This is a genomic window from Streptomyces altiplanensis, from assembly GCF_053591575.1.
This window is the reverse complement of record NZ_JBSFUB010000055.1, coordinates 25,350-46,089: the sequence shown is the minus strand read 5'-3', so window position 1 is coordinate 46,089 and position 20,740 is coordinate 25,350. Positions and strand designations below refer to the sequence as shown.

The 20,740-nt window shown below is 68.7% G+C and carries 20 protein-coding genes and 1 pseudogene; 5 read left to right on the top strand and 16 right to left on the bottom strand.

What is annotated here, in order from left to right:
• Positions 1-308 (bottom strand): helix-turn-helix domain-containing protein (locus tag ACWD0Y_RS22910; protein ID WP_450262171.1); only part of this gene is annotated, 308 nt, incomplete at its 3' end.
• 152 nt (positions 309-460) lie between these two features.
• On the opposite strand from ACWD0Y_RS22910, the gene ACWD0Y_RS22905 reads away from it, so the two are divergent.
• A complete protein-coding gene (locus ACWD0Y_RS22905) occupies positions 461-1,105 on the top strand; it encodes a dihydrofolate reductase family protein (RefSeq protein ID WP_450262170.1) in 645 nt (214 codons plus the stop codon).
• A gap of 83 nt (positions 1,106-1,188) precedes the next feature.
• On the opposite strand, the gene istB is transcribed toward ACWD0Y_RS22905, so the two are convergent.
• The 5 genes from istB to ACWD0Y_RS22880 form a co-directional block, all read right to left on the bottom strand.
• A complete protein-coding gene (istB, locus tag ACWD0Y_RS22900) occupies positions 1,189-1,986 on the bottom strand; it encodes an IS21-like element helper ATPase IstB (protein WP_450262169.1) in 798 nt (265 codons plus the stop codon).
• The gene (locus ACWD0Y_RS22895) at positions 1,983-2,342 is read right to left on the bottom strand and encodes a hypothetical protein (protein WP_450262168.1); all 360 of its coding nucleotides are present in this window, start codon (positions 2,340-2,342) and stop codon (positions 1,983-1,985) included. Before ACWD0Y_RS22895 ends, istB begins: the two co-directional genes overlap by 4 nt.
• A gap of 628 nt (positions 2,343-2,970) precedes the next feature.
• The gene (locus tag ACWD0Y_RS22890; protein WP_450262167.1) at positions 2,971-3,789 is read right to left on the bottom strand and encodes an alpha/beta fold hydrolase; all 819 of its coding nucleotides are present in this window, start codon (positions 3,787-3,789) and stop codon (positions 2,971-2,973) included.
• Positions 3,790-4,409: 620 nt separating this feature from the next.
• The gene (locus ACWD0Y_RS22885; protein WP_450262166.1) at positions 4,410-4,835 is read right to left on the bottom strand and encodes a hypothetical protein; all 426 of its coding nucleotides are present in this window, start codon (positions 4,833-4,835) and stop codon (positions 4,410-4,412) included.
• A 276-nt stretch (positions 4,836-5,111) separates the two neighbouring features.
• A complete protein-coding gene (locus tag ACWD0Y_RS22880; RefSeq protein WP_450262165.1) occupies positions 5,112-5,666 on the bottom strand; it encodes a hypothetical protein in 555 nt (184 codons plus the stop codon).
• Between the two features lie 154 nt (positions 5,667-5,820).
• Here ACWD0Y_RS22880 and ACWD0Y_RS22875 point away from each other — a divergent pair, with 154 nt between their 5' ends.
• A complete protein-coding gene (locus ACWD0Y_RS22875; protein ID WP_450262164.1) occupies positions 5,821-6,252 on the top strand; it encodes a hypothetical protein in 432 nt (143 codons plus the stop codon).
• A 254-nt stretch (positions 6,253-6,506) separates the two neighbouring features.
• Positions 6,507-7,862, top strand: coding sequence for an FG-GAP and VCBS repeat-containing protein (locus ACWD0Y_RS22870; RefSeq protein ID WP_450262163.1), 1,356 nt, complete (start codon positions 6,507-6,509; stop codon positions 7,860-7,862).
• Between the two features lie 72 nt (positions 7,863-7,934).
• Here ACWD0Y_RS22870 and ACWD0Y_RS22865 read toward each other — a convergent pair.
• Both ACWD0Y_RS22865 and ACWD0Y_RS22860 read right to left on the bottom strand, forming a co-directional pair.
• Positions 7,935-8,410: pseudogene (locus ACWD0Y_RS22865) on the bottom strand (transposase); the annotation flags it as partial.
• 112 nt (positions 8,411-8,522) lie between these two features.
• Positions 8,523-8,846 (bottom strand): hypothetical protein, encoded by a 324-nt coding sequence (locus tag ACWD0Y_RS22860; protein ID WP_450262162.1) that lies wholly within the window; start codon positions 8,844-8,846, stop codon positions 8,523-8,525.
• An 89-nt stretch (positions 8,847-8,935) separates the two neighbouring features.
• Here ACWD0Y_RS22860 and ACWD0Y_RS22855 point away from each other — a divergent pair, with 89 nt between their 5' ends.
• The gene (locus ACWD0Y_RS22855; RefSeq protein WP_450262161.1) at positions 8,936-9,190 is read left to right on the top strand and encodes a hypothetical protein; all 255 of its coding nucleotides are present in this window, start codon (positions 8,936-8,938) and stop codon (positions 9,188-9,190) included.
• A gap of 636 nt (positions 9,191-9,826) precedes the next feature.
• On the opposite strand, the gene ACWD0Y_RS22850 is transcribed toward ACWD0Y_RS22855, so the two are convergent.
• Both ACWD0Y_RS22850 and ACWD0Y_RS22845 read right to left on the bottom strand, forming a co-directional pair.
• Positions 9,827-11,734, bottom strand: a complete 1,908-nt coding sequence (locus tag ACWD0Y_RS22850) for a S8 family serine peptidase (RefSeq protein WP_450262160.1) — start codon at positions 11,732-11,734, stop codon at positions 9,827-9,829.
• Positions 11,735-12,046: 312 nt separating this feature from the next.
• The gene (locus ACWD0Y_RS22845; protein WP_450262175.1) at positions 12,047-12,463 is read right to left on the bottom strand and encodes an ATP-binding protein; all 417 of its coding nucleotides are present in this window, start codon (positions 12,461-12,463) and stop codon (positions 12,047-12,049) included.
• 249 nt (positions 12,464-12,712) lie between these two features.
• Here ACWD0Y_RS22845 and ACWD0Y_RS22840 point away from each other — a divergent pair, with 249 nt between their 5' ends.
• On the top strand, positions 12,713-15,409 hold the full coding sequence (locus tag ACWD0Y_RS22840; protein WP_450262159.1) for a LuxR C-terminal-related transcriptional regulator: 2,697 nt from the start codon (positions 12,713-12,715) through the stop codon (positions 15,407-15,409).
• 92 nt (positions 15,410-15,501) lie between these two features.
• Here ACWD0Y_RS22840 and ACWD0Y_RS22835 read toward each other — a convergent pair whose 3' ends face one another.
• From ACWD0Y_RS22835 to ACWD0Y_RS22810, 6 genes are all read right to left on the bottom strand, one after another.
• On the bottom strand, positions 15,502-15,723 hold the full coding sequence (locus ACWD0Y_RS22835; RefSeq protein WP_450262158.1) for a hypothetical protein: 222 nt from the start codon (positions 15,721-15,723) through the stop codon (positions 15,502-15,504).
• Between the two features lie 134 nt (positions 15,724-15,857).
• Positions 15,858-16,895: a hypothetical protein gene (locus ACWD0Y_RS22830; protein WP_450262157.1), complete on the bottom strand. Its 1,038-nt coding sequence runs from the start codon at positions 16,893-16,895 to the stop codon at positions 15,858-15,860.
• A gap of 62 nt (positions 16,896-16,957) precedes the next feature.
• Positions 16,958-17,413, bottom strand: a complete 456-nt coding sequence (locus ACWD0Y_RS22825) for a hypothetical protein (RefSeq protein WP_450262156.1) — start codon at positions 17,411-17,413, stop codon at positions 16,958-16,960.
• Positions 17,414-17,488: 75 nt separating this feature from the next.
• Positions 17,489-18,226 carry a phosphotransferase gene (locus ACWD0Y_RS22820; protein WP_450262155.1) on the bottom strand — a complete coding sequence of 246 codons (738 nt, stop codon included), beginning with the start codon at positions 18,224-18,226 and terminating at the stop codon, positions 17,489-17,491.
• A gap of 311 nt (positions 18,227-18,537) precedes the next feature.
• On the bottom strand, positions 18,538-18,885 hold the full coding sequence (locus ACWD0Y_RS22815) for a hypothetical protein (protein ID WP_450262154.1): 348 nt from the start codon (positions 18,883-18,885) through the stop codon (positions 18,538-18,540).
• A gap of 103 nt (positions 18,886-18,988) precedes the next feature.
• Positions 18,989-20,479, bottom strand: a complete 1,491-nt coding sequence (locus tag ACWD0Y_RS22810; protein ID WP_450262153.1) for an alpha/beta hydrolase family protein — start codon at positions 20,477-20,479, stop codon at positions 18,989-18,991.
• Positions 20,480-20,740: the final 261 nt, after the last annotated feature.

The following is a 20,740-nucleotide window of genomic DNA, read 5'->3' as shown; positions in this document are numbered from 1 at the left end:
AGCTGCCCGGAAAGCCCCACGTCACAGGGCCGGTGATCGAGGACCGCCTGCCGCACCGCGGCCTGCTCGGCCTCCCCGAGCACCTGGTGCACCCCAACCGGCTTGCCGCGAGGACGCATGACCAGCGCCTCCCGACCGCCGGCCTGCCACTTCGCCCACCACGTGTCGACCGCCTTCAGCGACACCCCGAAGACCGCTGCCACATCCTCGCGGCCCCGCCCCGCCACCAGCGCGGCCACCGCCCGCAGCCGCAGGGCCTCCTGCGCCGACGGCGACAGGTGCCGCGCATCCCCCACCAGATCACTCACACCCCACCAACGACCCAGAACCCAAACCGTTTCTGATCAATATGCGGTCAGAGCAGTAGTTAACCAATTTCTGACCGGTCACGGAGGTGGCGATGAGTTTTCCTGGCCCGGAGAGTCTCACCACTGTTATCGCCCCATCACAGGAGGAACGCATGGCTCAGCTATTGAGAGTCCAGAACTTCAACGTCTCGAGTGACGGCATCGGTGCTGGTGAGGACCAGACCCTCGAGAGGCCGTTCGGTCATGTCGAGCCCGAGAGGCTGTTCGCCTGGGCCGGTGCCACGGCAAGTTGGCCCATGCGCACCGACCCCGGGGGGAGCCGGGGCCTGGACGACTACCTCACGCGGGACTACGCGCGCAACATCGGCGCCGAGATCATGGGCCGCAACAAGTTCGGTCCCCAGCGCGGGCCCTGGCAGGACCATGAGTGGCAGGGCTGGTGGGGTGACGAGCCCCCGTTCCGCACCCCGGTATTCGTCCTGACCCACCACAAGCGTCCTTCGCTCACGCTTTCCGACACCACGTTCCACTTCGTCGATGGCGACCCTGCCACGGTCCTCGAGCAGGCCCGGGAGGCGGCGCAGGGCAAGGACGTCCGACTCGGCGGCGGGGTTACCACCATCCGGCAGTTTCTCGACGCCGGCCTCGTCGACACCATGCACGTGGCGGTCTCGCCGGTGAAGCTCGGGTCCGGAGTACGGCTCTGGGAGTCCCCCGATGAGCTGCTCGACCGGTTCCACCTGGAGGTCGTTCCCAGCCCGAGCGGGGTGACGCACCACCTGTTCTGGCGAAAGTGACCAGTCCTCAGGGTGGGCCCCGGGCAGCTGTTCTGCCTCCCGGGGCCGCCCTGAGGCGGGCCGTCGAGTCGCGCCTCAGGCGGTCAGCCGGCCTTGGCGGTTTCCTCAGCTCGTGCCCGGGTGGAGGCGAGCCGGCAGGAGTCGGTGCCGGTCTCGATGATCGTGCCGTTGAACGTCAGGCGGTCGACGATGGCCGCGCAGAGTCGGGGATCGGTGAACGTCTTTGTCCACCCGCCGAACGACTCGTTGGACGCGATGGCGACACTGTTCTTCTCCTCCCGTTCGGTCAGAACCTGGAACAGCAGCTCAGCGCCGTGACGGTCCAGTTCCATGTAGCCCAGCTCGTCGATGCACAAAAGATCAACGCGGCCGTAGCGGGCGGTGGTCTTGTTCAGCTGCTTCTCGTCTGCGGCCTCGACCAGCTCGTTCACCAGCTTCGTGGCCAGCGTGTAGCGAACACGGTAGCCCTTCATCGGCGCCTCGGTGCCCAGCGCGATGAGCATGTGGGACTTGCCAGTGCCGGAGTCCCCGATCAGGCAGAGCGGCTGGCTCTTCTTGATCCACTCGCAGCCGGCAAGGGTGTGAACGGTGGCCGCGTCAATGTTCGGATTGGCGTCGAAGTCGAAGGCCCGCAGCGACTTCTCCCGCGGGAAGCCGGCCGCCTTGATCCGTCGTTCCGAACGGCGTCGGGCCCGGTCGTCGCACTCGGTCATCAGCAGTTCGGCGAAGAATCCACGGTAGGTCATCTGGTCCTTGACCGCCCGGTCGGCGATCTCGTTGAACTCGTTGCGGATCGACGGCAGCCGCAGCAGGCGGCAGGCGGTGTCGATCGCGGCGTCGGCGGCCTGCTCGGTCAAGCCTCGCTGGCGGGGCAGGGTCACTGTGCTCCTCCCTCATGGTGGTCGCTGCCGCTGGTGCGGCGACTTCGGAGCAGTTGGTCATAGGGGGTCACCGACGGCAGCGGTCTGGTGTCCGGCGGAAGGTGTGCGAGCCGCCACTCGTGCAGCGACGTGACGGTGGCCGAGGTCTGCCCGAGAGCCGCCGGGATGGTTGTGCCGATGGTTGGCTCGTCCTCCGTCTGGGCGGCCTTGCGTGCCTCCAGGGCGACCGCGTCGGCGGTCAGTGCGCCGGCCCGCAGCGCGGTGGCCAGGCCAGCGACGACATGCTCGTGGGCGAGGTGGCGGTTCAGCAGCAGGACCTCGATCAAGGCCCGGGTGCCGTCCCGTTCTCCGTGCACTTTGCGGGCTTGGGCCCACCAGGTGCCTCCCGCCTCACCCCATAGCGGGACTCAGCACGCGCAGGACATCGCCCGGCCCGCGGCCTTCTGCCTGGAAGATCAGGCGGTCCGGACCGCCGCCCGGACCGCCGCCCGGTCGCGCACCTGGCGGCGACGACCCGCCCACTGCCCCCGCACCCGGCCAGGCCTCGAATGCCTCCCTTCGAGTCAGCCGCTGCGTCCTCGGCAGGTCGCCGCGAGGACCGCCTCCACAGAAGTTGAGCCAGAGCCCGAGAACGGACAGCACTTGGGCACCAGCTTGGGAGGCAGTCAGCGTCCGTCAGCGAGTCGAAAAATTTCACGAGTTTCGACAGCGCCGGTACTCAGCGGCTCTGATCGGACTCCAGGTGCGCCGAAGTGCGCTCCTGTCCCTGCTGCGGTCAGCCGGTACGGCGGGAGATGGCAGAACCAGCCCACCAACGCACATGCCGGCCAGCGCAGCGCGGCCGCAATGGCCCCCAGTCGCCCGGCGCTCATGATGTAGACACTGGCGGCGGCCCGCCAGACCCCGGCGTGTGAGGCCGCCGGTGCGCCATCGCCGGGCGGAGTGGGATGACGGCAGCGGCCGTCGCTGGAAGGCGCTTGAGGATCAGGACGGAAGGGTCCCGCCGTCGATCTCGCGCCAGAAGGCGTCGACTCGTGCGTTGAACACGTCCGGGGACTCCTGGAACGGCTGGTGGGCCTCCCCCACCATGACCTCGAAGCGGGCGTCCGGGATGGCGTCGGCCACGACCCGCCCGAGCCGCGGCGGCGTGACCATGTCCTGGTCGCCGGCCAGGACGAGGGTCGGTGCGGTGATGCTGGACAGCCGGTCGAGCGTGTCGTGCCGCGTGAACGGCTCCAGTTGACGCTGGAAGGCCTTGGCGGACTGCGGGTACGGGAAGGCGAGCGTTTCGTCGATGATCCGCTGCACCATACCGTCGACGTGGGCACGAGGCGTGTAGATCCACAGGAAGAACGCCTCCAGCATGGCGCGCTCATCGGGCGCCTTCGTCACCAGCCAGTGCCAGAATCGGGTCACGGTGGTGAAGTAGGCGTCCGCTCGTGCCCAGGTACTCATGAGAACGAGGCTGCTGACGGCCTCCGGGTGACGGAGCGCCAGCTCCTGGGCGATCGCGCTGCCGCCCGAGAATCCGGCGACATGCGCATTGTCGACCCGGAGCACCCGGAGAATTTCCGCGGCGTCGTCGGCCATCATGGCCACGGACATGGGCCCGTCGGGCAACGGCGTCCGTCCCGACCCTCGATTGTCGAAGGTGATGACCCGGTACCGGTCCGACAGCCCGTCGAGCTGCGCCTGCCACGCCTCGGCGGGGTCGCTCAGCCCTGCGATCAGCAAGACATCGGGCCCTTGGCCTCTGCTCTCGGTCCAGATCGTCGTTCCGTTGGCTTTGACGTACTCGCCCATGGAATACACCTCCTGCCCCATCGTCTCCTCTGTCGTTCCGCGAATACCGCCGCGCCGCACCCCTTCCAGAACGCTTCCTCCGGCCGGCCCCAAACACCCACCGCGCTGGAGCCTTAAGCAGATCGTCGGATGCGTTGGGCAGGGTGCTGTTGTTTCGCGTGAACATCGAACCCCCCGAAATTCGGGTGCCTCCCAGAGAGGTGAACAACCGCTGTCGCAACTCAGGTTCTGGCTCAGGTTGTGAGATGCCGTCACAGTGAGTGCGCGAGCTGCTGCCGAATCGGAGGTGCTCGGAGCTGGGGTGAGGTGAGCTCCAGGGCCCTCTTGTCCTGTCCGGCATCCATATGGTCGAGCCATCGTTCATGCCGGGCGGGAAGCCCGGGGCTGAGGAGGCGTTCGGGCCCCAGAAGCCGTCGGCGCTGCCGATTGCAGTGGGTCCGGTGAGACGACCCGTCACGCCTATGACCGCGAGGTTGCTGTACCCGCATCGTTGCTCATCGGGATCTCGCCGGCGAAGCGCTCGGCGCGTCCCACAGGACGGGCTCGGGGACGTTGCCACGGCCCACGGCGGCCAGCCCCGCGCCCCGGCACCGGTCATAGCGGCACCGGGGCCCTCAGACCTACATCTTCTGGCAGGTGACCTTGGCGCCGTGGTACGGGAAGGTGACGGTGTTGCCCTTCCATCCCACGCTCCACGGCGACAGCTTCGCGCCACTGCCTTCGCCGAACTCCATGCCCATCAGCTCTTTCGTCTCTCCGGGCACACCGCTGACGTGGTACGGGCCGTCGTCGCCCTTGACCTCCAGTTTCCCGCCGGAGAGCTGCCACGTCCCGGAGCTGCCCTCGCGGCCGCCATCGCTCACCTGGTAGGTCCCGTCTCCGACGGCCACCGTCGCGGAGATCCCGCGGCCACCGGCGGCGATCGTGCAGTCCCAAGTACCCTTCGCGGCCTCCTCCAGGGACTTCTCCCCGGCGCAGGCGACCACGGCGAGTGCCAGCGGCACCCCCACCGTTCCGACCGCCACCCACTTTGCCCAGCGCTTCACAATCCCGCTCCCCCAAGGTCGTTCTGTCTGTTCTTCAGGCGAGCCGGACCCTACCTGGAATTGATCAGGAAGCGCGAAGTCGGCCGTTGAGGAAACAGCAGGAGCGGACCAGGCGCCCAGGGGCCGCCGTGTACAGCGCCGTCCGGAGGACCTTCACCGTTACCCAGGTGGAATTTAACGCTCGACGCCGGAGAGTCCGCGACCCTGGCGGCATCGCCAGGAGTGCAGGCCATCCTTCGCGCGCTCGGCTGACAACGATCACTCAGCGTGCCTGGTTCACAGAACCTTAGCCAGAACCCAAACTGCTGTAGAAACGCTGCTCGTCGACGTGTACAAAGCCACCTCGCCGGTATCGGTGATCACGCGCAGCGCCTGCTCGCTCCACACCTGCCCGGAGCGGTGCACGTCGCGCCGCACCACCGTCTCCCCCACTTCGAAGGTCTCCACCGGGTGTCTCCTTCGCGAGCCCGGCCGGGACGTCCGGCCCCGCGGGCACCACCTCAGCGCACAGGGGTGGGGCGGGCAAGCCGCCGTTCGGGGCGGCTTGCCCAGGCTCCCCTTGGGCTTGCCCAGCCGCTCAGGCGTGCCCGGCCTCCGCCCCCACAGCGGGCGGGCGAGTCCGGTTCCGCCGCAGTGGAAGCAGCGGCCCGAGCGGGCAGTTCCCGGCGTGCCGATGGTGTCGGCGGCGTCCAGCAGGAGCCGGGTGAGGCCGGTCAGGTGTTCCTGGTGCAGGGCGAGGTCGTGGCGCCTGCCCACCATGATGTCCAGGGCGATGTCGGGGCCAAGGGTCCGGGCGTCCCAGCTGATGCCGCGCGTGGCGGTGGAGATCATGTCGTGCAGGTCGCTGGTGGTCTGCGTCCCGGTCAGCTGTATCCGCGACGCGAGGACGACGTCCGGTGCCTGAACGAAGGACAGGACGCCCGCCGGGCTGCGGATCCCCGATATGCAATGGCTCGAACCAAGCCGCTCGGCCTATCGTCCGGTCATGGCGTACGAAGAGACCCCGGAGACCCAGCCCACAGCCCTCGGGGAGCATGGGACCGGACTGATCGGCGTCCATGACCCGGCCATCGTCGACGCGGCCTTCGAACGCGGTGAACGCCACGTCGGCGTCGCCGTCATCGGGCTTGCCCTGCACCACACCGATCCCCGGGCCATCCTGCCCCGCGTCGCCCGGGCGCTCCGCGCCACCGACCCCACGCGGCAGCACCAAGGCACCGTGGCGCTTGCACACGTCGCGCGGCTGCACCGCACCGTCGACCGGGAATGCCTGGCTCTGCTGCGCACCCAGCCACGTGGCAACGAAGCCGACGACGATCTGTGGGACTTCGTCCCACGCCGCAATCTGCCCTGGTGGCTCTGGCGCCACCAACTCCCAGGACAGGCCAAGTGGTATCTCTTCGAACGCTGGCACTGACTGTGCCCAGTACTTGGCAGACATCGCGGTCTTTTGCGACGCGACTCTGCTCCTCGTACAACCTTTCGATCCCACCACCGGTCTCCTGTTGGCCGAGCCCACCCGTCACCCGGGACAACTTCCGGTGACGGCGCGGCGCCCCCACGCGCCACCCGGCCAGACATCCCGCTTCGGCGCCCGGTCCGCCGACTGATCCCACGGCCTGCGCCCCTTCGCTCTCGCCGCCCCTCGACTCAGAAGGAACCCCAACACCCATGCGCATCCGCACAACGGCCACGCTCGCCGCCCTCCTGGTGGCGGGCCTCATCCCCCTCACCCTGCCCGCCGCGGCAGCGAGCGCCGCGCCCGCGAAGCACGGTGACGACTTCAACGGCGACGGCTACCGCGACTACGCGTACTCGAGCTTCAGCGCCAGAGGGGGCGGCGGCGTCACCGTGGTCTTCGGGACCGCCACCGGGCCCGGCTCCAGGCAGCAGCGCATCACCCAGGCGAGCCCCGGCGTGCCCGGCGCCGACGAGGCCGACGACATGTTCGGCGAGGTACGGGCCGCCGCGGACTTCGACGGCGACGGATACGGTGACCTCGCGGTGGCGGCGACCGGCGAGAACGGTTTCCAGGGCGCCGTGACGGTCCTGTGGGGCTCCGCCTCGGGCCTGTCCAAGGGAACGACTCTCCCGAACAAGAACCCGGGCCGCAACAACTACATGGGCAAGGACCTGGCGACCGGCGACTTCAACGGGGACGGCAAGCAGGACCTGGCCGTCATCAACGAATCCATGACCTACGTCTACCGCGGCCCGCTCAAGCGCTCCGGCACCACCGGCACCGTGACCAAGCTCGACAAGACGACGTCCTTCTACGCCTCGGCCCTGATCTCCGGCAAGGTCAACGGCGACAGGAAGACCGACCTCGCGATCATCGGCGACGTGGTCAGTCCCGAGTACATCGCGTCCGACGCCTGGTTCATCAAGGGTGGCGCGAGCTCGCTCACCCCGGGCAAGAGCCTCCGCCTGGAGTCCCAGTCCGGCAACGGCGGCAGCTCCGGGCGCGGCGGCGACGGTGTCATCGCCGACTTCGACAAGGACGGCTACGGCGACATCGCCATCGGCACATCCCTCTACTCGAAGCACAAGGGCCGCGTCAGCGTCTGGTACGGCTCGTCCGGCGGCCCGTCCCGAAGCGCCCGCCTCACCCAGTCGACGAGTGGCGTCGCCGGATCCCCGGAGAATTACGACGGGTTCGGCTCATCCGTCTCGGCGGGCGACGTCAACGGCGACGGCTACGCGGATCTCGCGGTCGGCGTGCCGGGCGAGGATATCGACGGCCGGGACTACGCGGGCGGCGTGCACGTCTTCAAGGGGCGGGCGAGCGGCCTGCCCGGTGCCGGTTCGCAGTGGTTCGCCCGCAACACCCCTGGCGTACCGGGCCCGCTGACGGCCGACGACCAGTTCGGTGGCCTCGTACGACTGCGCGACACGGACCGTGACGGAACGGCCGACCTCTGTGTGAGCGCCGTCAACTCTCTGCGGCTGCCCGGCTCAACCAGCGGCATCACCACGGCGGGCGCAACGGAATACGACGCGGCGCCCATCGACAGCTTCCTGGAATAACTCCCCCAGACGAATAAGCACTTCGGTCGGATTTTGTGTCTTGAGCTGGTCCTACCTTCCAAGCGTGGGTCTGAGTCGGCCGAGGGCCATGACGGCGAGGTTGGCGAGGCCGTGTTTGACGTGGGCCCATACCCACTCGGCGGGGTTCAGGCCGGGTGAGTAGGCGGGCGGCAGGAACACGGTCAGCCACTCCCGCTCGATCACGAGGTCGCGCATCCTGCGGGAGACATGGGCGTTCGGGCGGTCCTAGACCAGCATGATCGGCGCTTTGACGAGCTGGTGGACGCCGTCGAGGAGTGTGATGAAGTTCCGCTCGCCGACGCTGCGACGTGTGCCCTTGCCCGCGTGGTGAGATCGAAGCCGGTGACACAGCCGGGTCCGGGGACCGGGCCGTATCGCGATCAGCCCGGCCACCGGAAGCCGTCCCGAACGCTGGCCGCTGATGGTGACGACCGGCGTCACTCCGCGCCGGCCCCAGGTCAGTCCCCGGGGCGGCCTACGGGTGAACCCGGCTTCGTCCTCGAAGCAGACGTAACCCCCGCAGGCCGCATCGCATCGCCCGCAAGGGGGCTGGTCAGCTGCCGTCGCCTCCACCGGCGGTAGGAGCGCAAGGCCGAACATTTCCTCGTGCTCGATTCTGATGGGATCAGCACCAGCCCTTCAGTCCGGCCAGTCCCATGTGATGCCGTATACGCCGGATGGGCATTTTGTGGGCAGCAGGTGCGTCGTGTGGAAGTCGTCGAGGGTCAGACGGTGGCGGTTGGGGGGCTCGTTGCCGAGTTGCTTGCGGTAGTAGTGCCAGCAGTTCGACGGGAGGGCCTGCGGGTGGAAGTGCGCGCGGAGGAGGTAGGACCGCAGGGGTGTGGTGAAGCGTCGCTCGTGGAGGTAGGAGACCTTTGTGGTGGGGGCGGCTCGGAGCGTGTACTCCACGACTGCGGTCTCGTTGATGACCAGGGCACGGCCGAGGGGGATGTCGGCTGCCACGCAGTTGACTTCCGGCAGGAATCGGGTGGCAGGTGGCGACCCGTGGGGAGGCTGAGGTCGATCGTTTCGGCGTCTGGGGAGTCCAGGCAGTGGATGACGCTCAGGTGTTGGACGCCGCTGCGCACGGCTCGCACCACGACGGTGACGTGGGTCTCTTCGACGAAGCGGTGTTCGTTGATGCGCACCGTCTCGTGGATGACCAGGCGCCGGAGGCCGGCGTTGAAGTACGGGAAGGCGTCGCCGAGGACGTGCTCGACCTCGGAGTTGTCCCCGTAGATGTCTCGGACGGCGGTCGGGCCTTGGGGCGGGGTCCAGCCTCGTGGGCGGCGGGGGCCCAGCAGTGAGCGCAGGGCGCCCGCTGGGAAACCCAGGAGGGGTTCCGTCACGTCGACGGCGCGCAGGGACAGTGCCCTTTCGGGCTGGCTGCGCCCGCTTTGCCAGTAGCTGAGAGTGGCGACGCTGAGGGTGATCCCATGAGTCTGGAGATGTTCGCGTACATGTTCCAGCGACAGCCCGTGCGAATGCAGGGCCTGACGGAAGACAGCCGCGAACGTCGCTTCGGGATCGTTGGAATGGGCATGCAGCATGGTGTCTTCCCGCGGACTGTTCGGTGGCCGCCCTGGTCAGGAACAGCCAGGGGCCGCCTGCTCTGCCTGGGCGGCCCGTGATCGTCGTGTCATGAGGAGTGCGCTGTGCGGTGTCGCCTGGCTGCTTCGGGGCGGGCCTGCCGGAACGTCTCTGTTTCGCGCAGGACCTGATCAGGGTGTGGTTGCCTTGAAGCCGGAAGGTTGAATCCTGGGAAACGATGTATCTGGTTTCGTTGTCGTGGGTGCCGATGGCCCGGAGTTCCCAGATGCCGTTCGCGGATTCCGTCGACTTCGGGGACTGCTCGTCCGGCGGTACGGTGTCGCGATCGGCGGTGCGGGCGCGAGGCTATCGGTGGTGTGGATGGCCCGGGAGGGTCTCGCGCCCGCTTTTTATCAGCCGATTGTGACGTCGTCCACCAGGAAGACGGTCGCCTGGTAGGCGTCCTCCTGGCCAAGGAACTCCAGCTTCACCGTCTGGCCCTTGTAGGCGCTCAGGTCGATGCTGCGCTGGACGTAGGAGGTGCTGGCGTTGGCGTTGGAGTAGGTGGCCAGCGTGGTGCCGTTGACCTTCACCTTGAGGGTGTCGTACACGGTCGTGCCGCTCTCCTGGGTGGTGGTCTTCAGCCAGAACGTGAGCTTCGGGGCACTGGCGGAGGGCACCGCGATGCTGTTCTGCGTCAGTGTTTCGGTGGCGGTCGTGCCGTTGCCCATCATCCACGCGTACCAGGAGCCGCCGTGTGACGCCTGCTGGGTGGAGTTGGTGATGATGTTGGCGTTCTGCGTCCAGGCGGTGGCGCCCTGCTCGAATCCGCCGTTGGCCAGTGCGTTACCGCCCGGGGTCGGGTCGGTCGGGGTGCCGAGGACGGAGGCCACCGTGGCGCCGGCGTCCGAGAGGCCGGCGCCGCATCCTCCGGTGCAGGTTCCGGGCAGCGTGCGGGCCTTGTTCTTGATCGTCGACTCGATCTGAGCGGGTGTCAGGGAGGGCTTGGCCTCCTTCAGCAGGGCGGCGAGACCGGCGATGTGCGGGGCGGCCATGCTGGTGCCCTGGCACCCCTGGTAGATCTCGCTGCCGACGCTGCGGGTGCCGTTGTTCAGGGTGGACCAGATGCCGTTCGTCCGGTCCAGTTCCGTGGTCTCACCTCCCGGGGCGGTGATATCGACGATGCTGCCGTAGTTGGAGTAGTGGGCGCGGTTGCCCTGCCGGTCGGAGGCGGCGACGGTGATGACGTTGCTGCAGTTCGCGGGGTTGAAGCCCGAGGCGTTTGTGTTGTTGTTGCCGGCGGCGACGACGGTGGTGCCGCGCTGGACGGCGGCGTTGATGGCACTCTGCGTTCCGGAGTCGCAGACGCCAGGGCCCCCGAGGCTCATGTTGATGACGTGAGCGGGGGTGGAGTTCACGGGAACACCCTGGACGGTGCCCCCGGAGGCCCAGGTGATGGCGTCGATGATGTCGGACGTCGAACCGCCGCACTTGCCCAGCACACGGACGGGCTGGATCTTCGCGTTGTACGCGATGCCGGTTACGCCCTTGCTGTTGTTGACGGTGGCGGCGATGGTGCCGGCGACGTGCGTGCCGTGCCAGCTGTTGTTGGTGTCCTCTTCAGGTACCGGTTCGCCGTTGTTGGTGCCGCACTCGCCGCGGTTCGCCCAGTCACCCGGATCGGCCGGATTGTTGTCGCGGCCGTTTCCGTCGTTGGAACTGGAGGTGGCGGAGACGAAGTCGTAGCCAGCGATGATGTTGGCGGCCAGGTCGGAGTGGGCGACGTAGCCGGTGTCGATGACGGCGACCCTGATGCCGGTGCCGGTCGCCTTGTCCCACGCCGCGGGAACGTTCATTCCGGCCGCGGTCTCGAACAGGTCCCGCTGACGCTGGTACTCGGTGTCGTTGGGGGTGATGGCCGTGGCGTACATCCGCTTGTCCGGGACGACGTAGGCGACGTCCGGATCTGCCTTGAAGGTGTCGATGACGTCCTCGACGGTACTGGCCTTCAGCTCGGCGCCGAGGTCGACGAGGGCGGCGCCGGTGCCCAGGCGGCGTTCGAAGCCGAGGTCCTTACCGGCCTTCTTGCCCTTGGCCTCGGCGTCCTTGGACGCCTCGGTGTTGGAGGTGGCCTCGGGAGCCTGCGGCTTGTAGCCGACGATGAGACGCTGGGCGGAGGTGTCCGGGACTGCCGCCGCCGGCACGCCGGGGGCGGTCAAGGTGGCCGGGGCGGCGGTCGATGTCGCGATGCCGGTGCCGACGAGCGCGGCCGTGGTCACGGCCAGCAGCGATATTCGCAGGACTTTGCATGAACTGTTCAAGCCGGTGCCTTTCATGGGCCGGGAGCGCGCAGAGCGCGACCGGTGGGGGTCGTTTTTGTGAACTTCGTGCACCGCTCCGCCGCGCGAGGCGGCGGAGCGGTGAAGGGATGGCCGACATGCCGTGGGCATGACAGCAACCCGCTTGCGGGGCACGACCTGCCTGGCCGATGTCCGTGCGTCGTGCGTCTTGTCGACGGATGAACATCAGCTGGCCGGTGAAAGGAACCTAGGGAAGGCCCAAGGGGCGTTCCTAGCCGTGAATGGCGGATTGCGGTACGTAAGAAACGCGGCGGGGCGGGGGCCGCTGTGTGATCAGGTTCGCGGGTCGGTCTTGACCAGCGGGGACACCGGGGTGGCGGGGGCGGGGAGGTTCAGCTCTGCGGCGACTGTGGTGCCGGCGCCCGTGCAGGTTGTCCATGTGCGGTCGGCGCAGGCCGCGACGAGGTGGAGGCCGCGGCCGGAGCACGCTTCGCCTTCTTCCCGCGGCCGCCGGGCGGCCGGCTGGGCGGTCCAGTGGCCGTGGTCGTGGACGCGGACGATCAGCGTCGTCCCGGTCGACTCGACCGTGACTTCCACGTCCGTGCTGCCGCTGTGCAGCACGGCATTGGTCACCAGCTCACTCACCACCAGGACAAGTGCTTCATCGGTCGTCTTGGGCAGGGCCCACTGGCGTGTGGCGGAGCGGACGAAGCGGCGCATCGCAGGTACGGATTCCGGGCGGGCCGGCATCACACACAAGGCCACCTGACGGGCCGGGACAGTGGCGGGAAAGACAGCTCGTGCAGGGGTCATCACAGGCACCTTGGCAGTCGTGGCGAAGAGCAGAAACGGGAGCCTTCCCCTCAAAAAGGTCCTCCCGATGCCCACCACGCTCCGTGCCAAGCCGGACGACCGGCAATCGAGGAGACTGGAATCACGGTACGCAAAAAACTCCCAGCCCCTTTCCCGGTACGTCCTGATGTTGATCTGGTGGTGGACATGAGCAGGTCAGGATGGGAGCAGCGGCTGGCGCGCACACTGGCCGGTCAGGGTGCGCAGCCACTGCTGGTGCTGGTGGAGGGCGTCGCCGGATCCGGCAAGAGCCGTCTGGTCCAAGCGCTCACTCGACAGCACGCCTCCGTGGAGACCTCACTCATTCTCCGGTTCGCCCCCGAGGGATCTCTGGCTGTCCATGGGCGCCCTCGGGGCGATTCAACGGACCCCGCGAGGGAACTTGTCGCCGTCGCCGAGGGGACCAGGACCACGCTGGTGGTGGTCGAGGATGTGCACCGGTCGGATGAACAGAGTGCTGCCCTGTTGCGCCGCCTGCTGGCGGCCCCTCGCCCCGATCTTGCCGTGGTTTTGACCTACCGGCCCGAAGAGCTCGACCTTCCGCTCCTGCCGCTGGGCGACTCCCCTGCCTACGCGCCTTCCCTGGTCATTCGGCGGGTGGTGCTGGCGCCGCTCACCGAGGACGACGTCCAACAGCTCGCACATGCGGCCTTGGGCCCTGAGCGTTGTTCGCCCGGCCTCGTGACCCGCCTCCACAAGCAGGCCGGGGGTAACCCCCAGGTTGTCGTGGACCTCCTCGGCATACTTGGCGACAGCGATCTCGGCGAAGCACAGCGGTATGACGTGGGGAGCCTGGACGAGGCGGGCGTACCGGTCCGGCTGGTCGAGCTGATCGCTTCCCGCACGGCGCGGCTCGATAAAGAGCACCATCCGATCATCTGGGCCGCCGCCGTACTGGGGGAGCCGGCGGGCATGAGGGAACTGTCCGATGTCGCCGGGATGGACCACGACCGCAGCCAGGCAGCCCTCCTCGCGGCGCTGGGCGCCGCAGTCCTGCAGGAGTGTGACCACAGCTGTTACGGATTCGCCGGCCCCCTGGCGGCAACCGCCATGCGCGAGGCTCTGCCGGGACCCCTGCGCGCGGACCTGCACCGCCGGGCTGCTGACGTGCTCGGCCATCGGCACCCCGTCCCATGGCTGAAGACCGCCGAGCACCGCGCGCTCGGCGGTCCGGTCAACGCCTGGCTACGTGCTGTCGAGCGCGCCGCACAGGTATGCGCCAGGACGGGACGGCACCAGGAGGCCATCGCCCCGCTCGCGCAAGCCCTGGCCTCGCCCTCGGTTTCCGCCAAGGCACGAGCCAGACTGGCGCCGATGCTGGCGAGCAGCGCCCAGGCCGCTCTGCGCTCGGACGAGACCGAGCACGTCCTGCGGCGGATCGTCGAGGACACCGAACTGCCCCCGGAGGTGCGGGGCGCCGTCCGCCGGGACCTCGGGCTGCTGCTGTCCAACCAGCTCGGCCGCGGAGTGCAGGGCTGGCGGGAAATGCAGACAGCAGTCGACGAACTGGCCGAACGCCCCGGGCTGGCCGCCCGAGTCATGGCCGCACTGGCCCTGCCCTACTGGCCGGGTGCCTCGCTGGAAGAGAACCTCACCTGGCTCAAGAGGGCCGAAGAAGCCGCAAGAGCCGGTGACGAAACCGTCCGGACGGCAGTGGCGGTCAACCGGATGACAGCGCTGATCAGCATCGGCGATCCGGCCGGCTGGCAGGATCTCGACGACCTGCCCGGCACCAGCAAGGACCCCGCCATCCTCCTGCACCTGGCACGCGGCCGGTGCAACGCGGCCGAAGCGTCCCTATGGCTGGGTTACTGCGACCGCACGGCCGCCCTGGCACGGGAAGGCATGGAAATGGCCCTGCGGGCCGGTGCGCCCTACATCGAACACACCGCGCAGGGCAGCATCCTGGTGCTGGACTGGATGACCGGCCGCTGGGCCGGGCTGGCGGCCCGCGCCCAGGCTTTCATCGCCGAGACGGAGGACATGCCGGTCCTGGTCGGCGACGCCCGCCTCGTGGACGCCATGCTGGCCCTGGCGCGCGGCGAATGGCGTCAGGCCACCGCCTCTCTCACCGGCTCGCTTGACGACGCCGCCGCCCCGCTGGCCGCAGCCACCTCCGCCGCTCTCGTACGGCTCGCTCTGGCACGGCAGCAGGATCAGACAGCCGCGGCCGAGGCGTCCGCCGCATGGAGCAGACTCCGCCGCAAGGGCGTATGGGTATGGGGTTCTGAACTCGCGCCGTGGGCCGTCACCGCCGCGCTGGCCGTGGGAGAAAACCGCATCGCGCGGGAACTGGTCGAGGAGTTCGCCCAGGGAATTTCCGGACGCGACGCCCCCGCGGCACAAGCCGCGCTGCTGTGGTGCCGCGCCATCCTCACCGAGCACTGCGGCCACCCCCTCGCAGCCGGCGAGCAGTACACCGCGGCCTCCCTCGCATACGCGGCGCTACCCCGCCCCTACACGGCGGCCCTGTGCGCCGAAGCCGCCGGCACATCCGCCCTGGCCCGCGGCGACGAGGACACCGCCGTCAAAGAACTGGACGCCTGCGCCGAACGCTTCGACGCACTCAACGCCACCTGGGACACAGCCCGCGTCCGGTCCGCCCTGCGTACCCGCAAACCCTCCGGCAAACCCCGCACACTCGGCCGCCCCAGCTACGGAACGCAGCTCTCACCCCGTGAAGAGGAAGTCGCCCGGCTCGCGGCCTCCGGCCTGACCAACAGAGACATCGCCCATACCCTCCACCTGTCCGTCCGTACGGTCGAGCAACACGTGGCGAACGCGATGCGCAAGCTCAACGTCACCTCCCGCGTCGCCCTGACCCGCGTGACCCCACCAAACTGAAACCTGTGGATCCCTGCTTCGGAAGGTGACGCAACCGGCTTCAGAAGCACCGAAAGACCGGTCCCTTTCCCTACCTGCAGGCCGCGGCTCTGTCATGTTTCTGGCGACACAGGCGAAGGCCACCTACCGGAATCGGCCCGGCCGCCACCGAAGCGGCGCCGGCCGGGCCGGAACTCCTGGAGCCCGGGGGCGGGTTCGACGGTCCAGTCGCCGGTGGCGGCGCGTTCGGCGGCGGTCAGGGCGCGCGGGTCGCGGACGGCCGGCTCGAGAACGTCGGGGCCGGGGTCCAGGGCCCGGCTTCGTGCGGTACTCACCGCCCCGGTCTCCTCCAGGCCGTGCGCTGCCCGGACTGTCGCACGCGAGACGCTGTACGGCGATTTGGACCCCGTACGTGTGACTGTCGGCGTACACGTGAACGTGGCTCTGGCAAGATTTTCGTAGGCGGAGATCATCTCGGTGACACGGTCGGCCGGTCCGCGTACCGGTGGCGGAGGTGGGCGATCAGGACGGCGCGCTGGCGGAGAAGGGAGACGTCGGCGCGACCGGCCATCAGGCGCTTCTGCAGCTTGACGTCGGTGATGCGGCCCTCGTTGACCCCGGAGTTGTAAGGGGTTGCGATCCCCTGGGCCACGGCATGCCGGTCTTCGCGCAGCGCTCCGGCAAGGCCGGTCGGCGGAGCCAGCCCGGTGTTCGCGAGATCGTCCAGCCGCTCTGGCAAGGATGTCGCATCGCGGTTGTCGAGCATGGCGGCGAATCGGCGGACCAAATCGTGGGCGGCCTTGAGTTCAGGGCAGTGGTCGAGGAGCCGGGGCAGGCGGTCGTTGATATGCGGGCTGCGGCGGTGCGGGTGGGTGGTGATCCAGCGGACGGCTTCGCGCGGGGAGGGCGGCCGCTCGCGCGGCTCGTCCACGGGCAGGCCCCGCCGCAGAGGCGCGACGGCCATTTTCACGCGCTGGTAGTGGCCAAGATAGCCCTTGGCCTGCAGTTCCTCATGCAGGATCTTCGCGCTGTGCTGTCCCTCGTCCCAGCGCTGTTGCAGGTAGCCGAGGTAGGGATCCAGGGTGGATGGCTTGCGGGGCGGGCGACGCACCACCTCCTGCCAGGTATGGGCCCGGGCGTACTTGCTGACGGTGCGGCGGTTCAGGACCACCTCCCTGCCCTGCCTGGCGACCTTCTTCAGGGCACGGTCCAGGCGCGGTGCCTGGGCGGCGAGCAGTCCGATCAGTTCGTCGCGCCGGCGGCGGACGGTGGATTCGGACACGTTGTTGCCGCCGGCCATGTCGGCCAGGCGCTGGTCGTGGCGCAGCACGGCCAGGGTGATCACCGCGATCTTCCCGGGTGGCAGGATGCGCCACCTGGAGCGAATCGCCTTCAGGTGGCGTCGCAGCAGATCGGCGAGGTGGTTGACGGTGCGCGTGGACAGCGGCAGACGGCACTGGTAGAGAAGCGGGCAGGTGTCCTTGGCGTGCTCTTTGGTATTCGTCACACACTTCCAACGGCCGCCGGGCACACCCCGGTTACGCCTGTTCCGAGTAGCGGTTTTCCAGGTCACAGGCGGGTGGTGAACCGGCCGTCGGGCAGTTTGCGCAGCCAGCCGCGATCGACGAGTTTGACGAGCTTGCTGCGTAGCGGTTCCAGCTTGGCCTTCACGCTGATGTCCACACCCACCACCTCGCCGACCTCGCGGGCCATGACCGGTCCGGCGGCCTGCCGCACGGCGGCGATGATGTGCTGGTAGTCCCACGGGAGCGCGTCCTCCTCCACGCCCGGCTCACGGTGCGGGATCAGCGTCACCGCCCGTCCGCCCACCTGTCCAGGCATCGGCCGGGCTGAGGAACGTTCCTCAGCGAGCTGCCCGGTCATCCGTTCAAGGACGCGTTCGGCGACGGCGAGTTCGTCCCGCTCGGCCCGCACTTCAGCCAGTTGCTTGGCCAGTTGTTCTTCGCGTTCGTCCAGTTCCGCGCGCCGCGTGGTGATCCATTCCAGCAGCTCGGGATCCAGCACGCGTCGGATCGTGGAAGACCGTCCGACCGCCACGGGAAGGAACCAGCGAACCGACCGCGACCGTTACTCACGCGCTCACCGCACTGGGCGTTCCAGTGCACCCCGATGATCGGAAACCCACTGATAGGCCGCCCGAACATGCCTTACCGCCCCTGCGTCACGGAGCCGGGCCATGACGATGTCACCGGCATCGGCCTGGGACTCGATGCCCCGCCAGCACCGGTCCTGCCACCACAAGATCGTGGACACGAGGCGTTGCCGGTCCGCCAACTCGTAGCTGTCAACAATCAGCCTCAACCGCCGGGCAGCCTCCTCGACATCGGTGACCGAAGGACCCAGTTCGACGTACTGCCAGCAGACATGAGCGATGTCATGGATCCGCGCGCCCGGTGCCGCGAGGTCCCAGTCGATGAAAGCCGCTGGTCGAAGCTCTCCCTCACACAGCTGATAGACCGTGTTCTTGGGCGACAGGTCGTTGTGGCACACGACCTCTTGGTCACCGGCCAGCGGGGTGCCGGCAGTCAGGTCGTGGAACTCACGCACGAGCCGGGCGACCGTCGCCAGACTATCGTCGGATGAGACAGCGGCAGGTTGTCGCGGCTCCCATGCCACATGCCCCTTGAGGTAACTGAGGACTTCACGGCCCTCGTCGTCCATACCGAGATACCGCGGAGCACCGCTCCAGCCACGGGCTTCAAGCAACCTCAGCAGATCACCCACGAACCTCGTGCGAGCCGAGGCTGGACGGCGCACCGTGTCCCCGACACGAACGACCGCATTGACGAAACCTCCGGGCAAGAGCGACTCGGGCATTTGTCCACCCTGCCCGATCGTTACCTCGAACTACCATTGACTTGTCCTGAGGCTTGATCCGCCCCGGCACATCTCCGCCAGATGATCTACTCCGCAGACAGCCGTCCACGACCAGCGTGAACACCTCGAGAATCGGCCACACCAGCCCATTGACCTGCGGGTTCAAGTTGGCGGAGGCTTGGTGGAGCCCATCGGGTGGACGCCACTCTCCACTCGATGGAGTCCACCCGATGTTCCGCATCCGATGCCGGACATCGTCCACCGGATGCTGAACATCGCGGGTTCCACTCGGTGGACGATGTCCGGCATCGTCACCACAGCCAGGCGCTGGAGTGCCGCACCCGGGACAGAGCACGCGCGTCGCGGCGCGCGGCCGCGTTGCCGATCCGGCTCTGCCAGGACCGGGGCCGGCGCGTCTGCACGGCGACAAGACGGCGACGTCCTGCGTCCTGGAGCCGCCGCCGCTGCTTGCGCAGCTCCGCCTCCTTCGCCGCCTTCGACTTCGGCGTCCGGGGCCGCTTCCAGACCGGCTGCCACCCCAGGCGCTCATCGGGCTCGGGCCCCTGGTCCTCATCGAGCGCGGCAGCCATCTTCGCGCGGGCCGCCTGGGCGCGGGCAAGGGCTTCGCCGGGGCTGGGCTGTTCTTCCGGGGTGTTCAAGCGACTCCTCCTGTGGTCCGGCCCGGTGTGGGCTGGGTGCCGGACTCCTGGGTGCGGCGGCGGCGGGGCCGTCGCCGGGGCGCGGCTGCCGCGGCGCAGCGGATCAGTGGCTGTTGTCCGGGCGGTAGATGCTGAGGTTGCCGTTGGCCGACAGAACGGCGGCCAGATCGCCGGGTTTGTGCCGCAGGGTGGTGTCCAGGAAGGCGAGAGTGGTTGCGGTGACGACGTGTGGGCTCTCGGTGCGGTCCAGGGACCCGACCATCGAGGGCACAGGCGGCAAGTACAGGGGGGCGTCCATGAAAGTGAGGTGTGCGGCGCCGGGGATGGTGAGCCGGTAGCTCGTCGCGGTGCTGAGCTTGAGGACCTGGGTGAGGCGGGGGATGTAGCGCGGGTCGGTGTCCGGGGTGATGGCCTGGGTGAGCACGAGCGTCGGCTGGTGGTAAGGACGCAGATTGGGGTCGCGGGGGTAGCCGTCCAGATTGATGACGGCGTCGAACCGGCGGTCCTGGCGGGCTGCTTGCAGGGCGGCGCCGCCACCTAGGGAGTGGCCGGTCACCGCGGTCCGGCCGGTGTCCAGGCGTCCGGTCAGCGGGCCCGCGATCTCACCTCGGTCCAGACGGCCCAGCTGAGTGAGGACGAAGCTGAGGTCAGCGGCCCGAATTTCCGTTGTTTCGGCGGCCCGTTTGTTGTCTTCGTCGTCGTCGCCGGTGGAGACGATCTTGGTGTTGATCGTTCGGCCGTTGGCGAGGACAACGGCGGCGGAGTCGTACGGGTGGTCGAGGGCGGCGACCACATAGCCGTTGCTGGCCAGTTCCTCCGCCCAAGCGGTGTTCTGGGTACGCACTCCGCCCAGCCCGGGAGAGAACAGCACGACAGGGAACCGTCCGCCCTTGTCGGCCACCGGAGCGTTGAAGACCGAATGGGTGTGGGCACGCGGGACGCCGTCGACCAGGAAGCCGGGCAGGCCGGCATAGCGCGCGAGGGCGTCAGAGACGGTGCGCGCCTCGTGCTCCGTGCGTCCGAGGTACTGGGCCCGCTGCGCGCCTGCGGGGCTCTTCTGCGCGGGGTACCAAAGCTGGACCACGACCGTGCGCCGGTCGTGCGGGTCGGCGGTGGCGGTCTCGGGGCGGTTCGGGTCGGTCCGCTGCATCACGCGGGTGCCGACCGCGAAGTGGCCGGACGGTTCGGGGAACACGGGTACGGGAAAGGCCCAGGCGGCCGACGGGCCCGTGGCGATCAGGCCGACGCAGGCCACCGATCCCGGCAACGCCAGCCACCATCGGGCCCGCCACGCCGGCCGACCGGTACGTCGTCGAATCAGAGGAGAGACGGCGAACGGCAACGCGAAGGCGGCGCCTGCCAGTACCGGCAGCATCTGCCAGCGGATCCCCACCACACTCAGCATGATCGCGGACAGCACGAGAACCGCCCCCGCCGCGATCGTGACGCGTGGGCGGGCAGCAGGGGGAAGCCAGCGCGCTACTACCAGCGCGACGGCACCCAGCAAGGTAAGGATTTCCAGGGGGGACATTTGCAGTCCCGTGATGATCTCGGTCACCCGGCCATCCTCGGCGCGGGGTACGCGCTGCCACATCGGTCCCGAGTCGCCATCGTGTGCAGCCGGAGTCGCAATCGAGCACGCCAGGTGAACGGCCGCTTTGCGACCGCGGAAGGTAGCGGGACTCATCCTGCGGTCGTACGTCGGCGCGGTGCCATCAGACGGTGGACTCATGTGCTTCGTGGGCCCGCGGCCTACCGTGACAGGGCCGCGGTACACGCCGGAAAGCGCGGGGTGTGTGCTCCTTGTACCCGACCCGGCTCCGGCTGTACGCGGTGGTGGCCCCGGCAGGGGCCA

Bases quoted from the DNA above. Each gene is read 5' to 3' on its own strand.
- ACWD0Y_RS22905 (WP_450262170.1), top strand. From the start codon at position 461: ATGGCTCAGCTATTGAGAGTCCAGAACTTCAACGTCTCGAGTGACGGC.
- ACWD0Y_RS22890 (WP_450262167.1), bottom strand. From the start codon at position 3,789: ATGGGCGAGTACGTCAAAGCCAACGGAACGACGATCTGGACCGAGAGC.
- ACWD0Y_RS22880 (WP_450262165.1), bottom strand. From the start codon at position 5,666: ATGATCTCCACCGCCACGCGCGGCATCAGCTGGGACGCCCGGACCCTT.
- ACWD0Y_RS22875 (WP_450262164.1), top strand. From the start codon at position 5,821: ATGGCGTACGAAGAGACCCCGGAGACCCAGCCCACAGCCCTCGGGGAG.
- ACWD0Y_RS22870 (WP_450262163.1), top strand. From the start codon at position 6,507: ATGCGCATCCGCACAACGGCCACGCTCGCCGCCCTCCTGGTGGCGGGC.
- ACWD0Y_RS22845 (WP_450262175.1), bottom strand. From the start codon at position 12,463: ATGCCGGCCCGCCCGGAATCCGTACCTGCGATGCGCCGCTTCGTCCGC.
- ACWD0Y_RS22840 (WP_450262159.1), top strand. From the start codon at position 12,713: ATGAGCAGGTCAGGATGGGAGCAGCGGCTGGCGCGCACACTGGCCGGT.
- ACWD0Y_RS22820 (WP_450262155.1), bottom strand. From the start codon at position 18,226: ATGCCCGAGTCGCTCTTGCCCGGAGGTTTCGTCAATGCGGTCGTTCGT.
- ACWD0Y_RS22810 (WP_450262153.1), bottom strand. From the start codon at position 20,479: ATGTGGCAGCGCGTACCCCGCGCCGAGGATGGCCGGGTGACCGAGATC.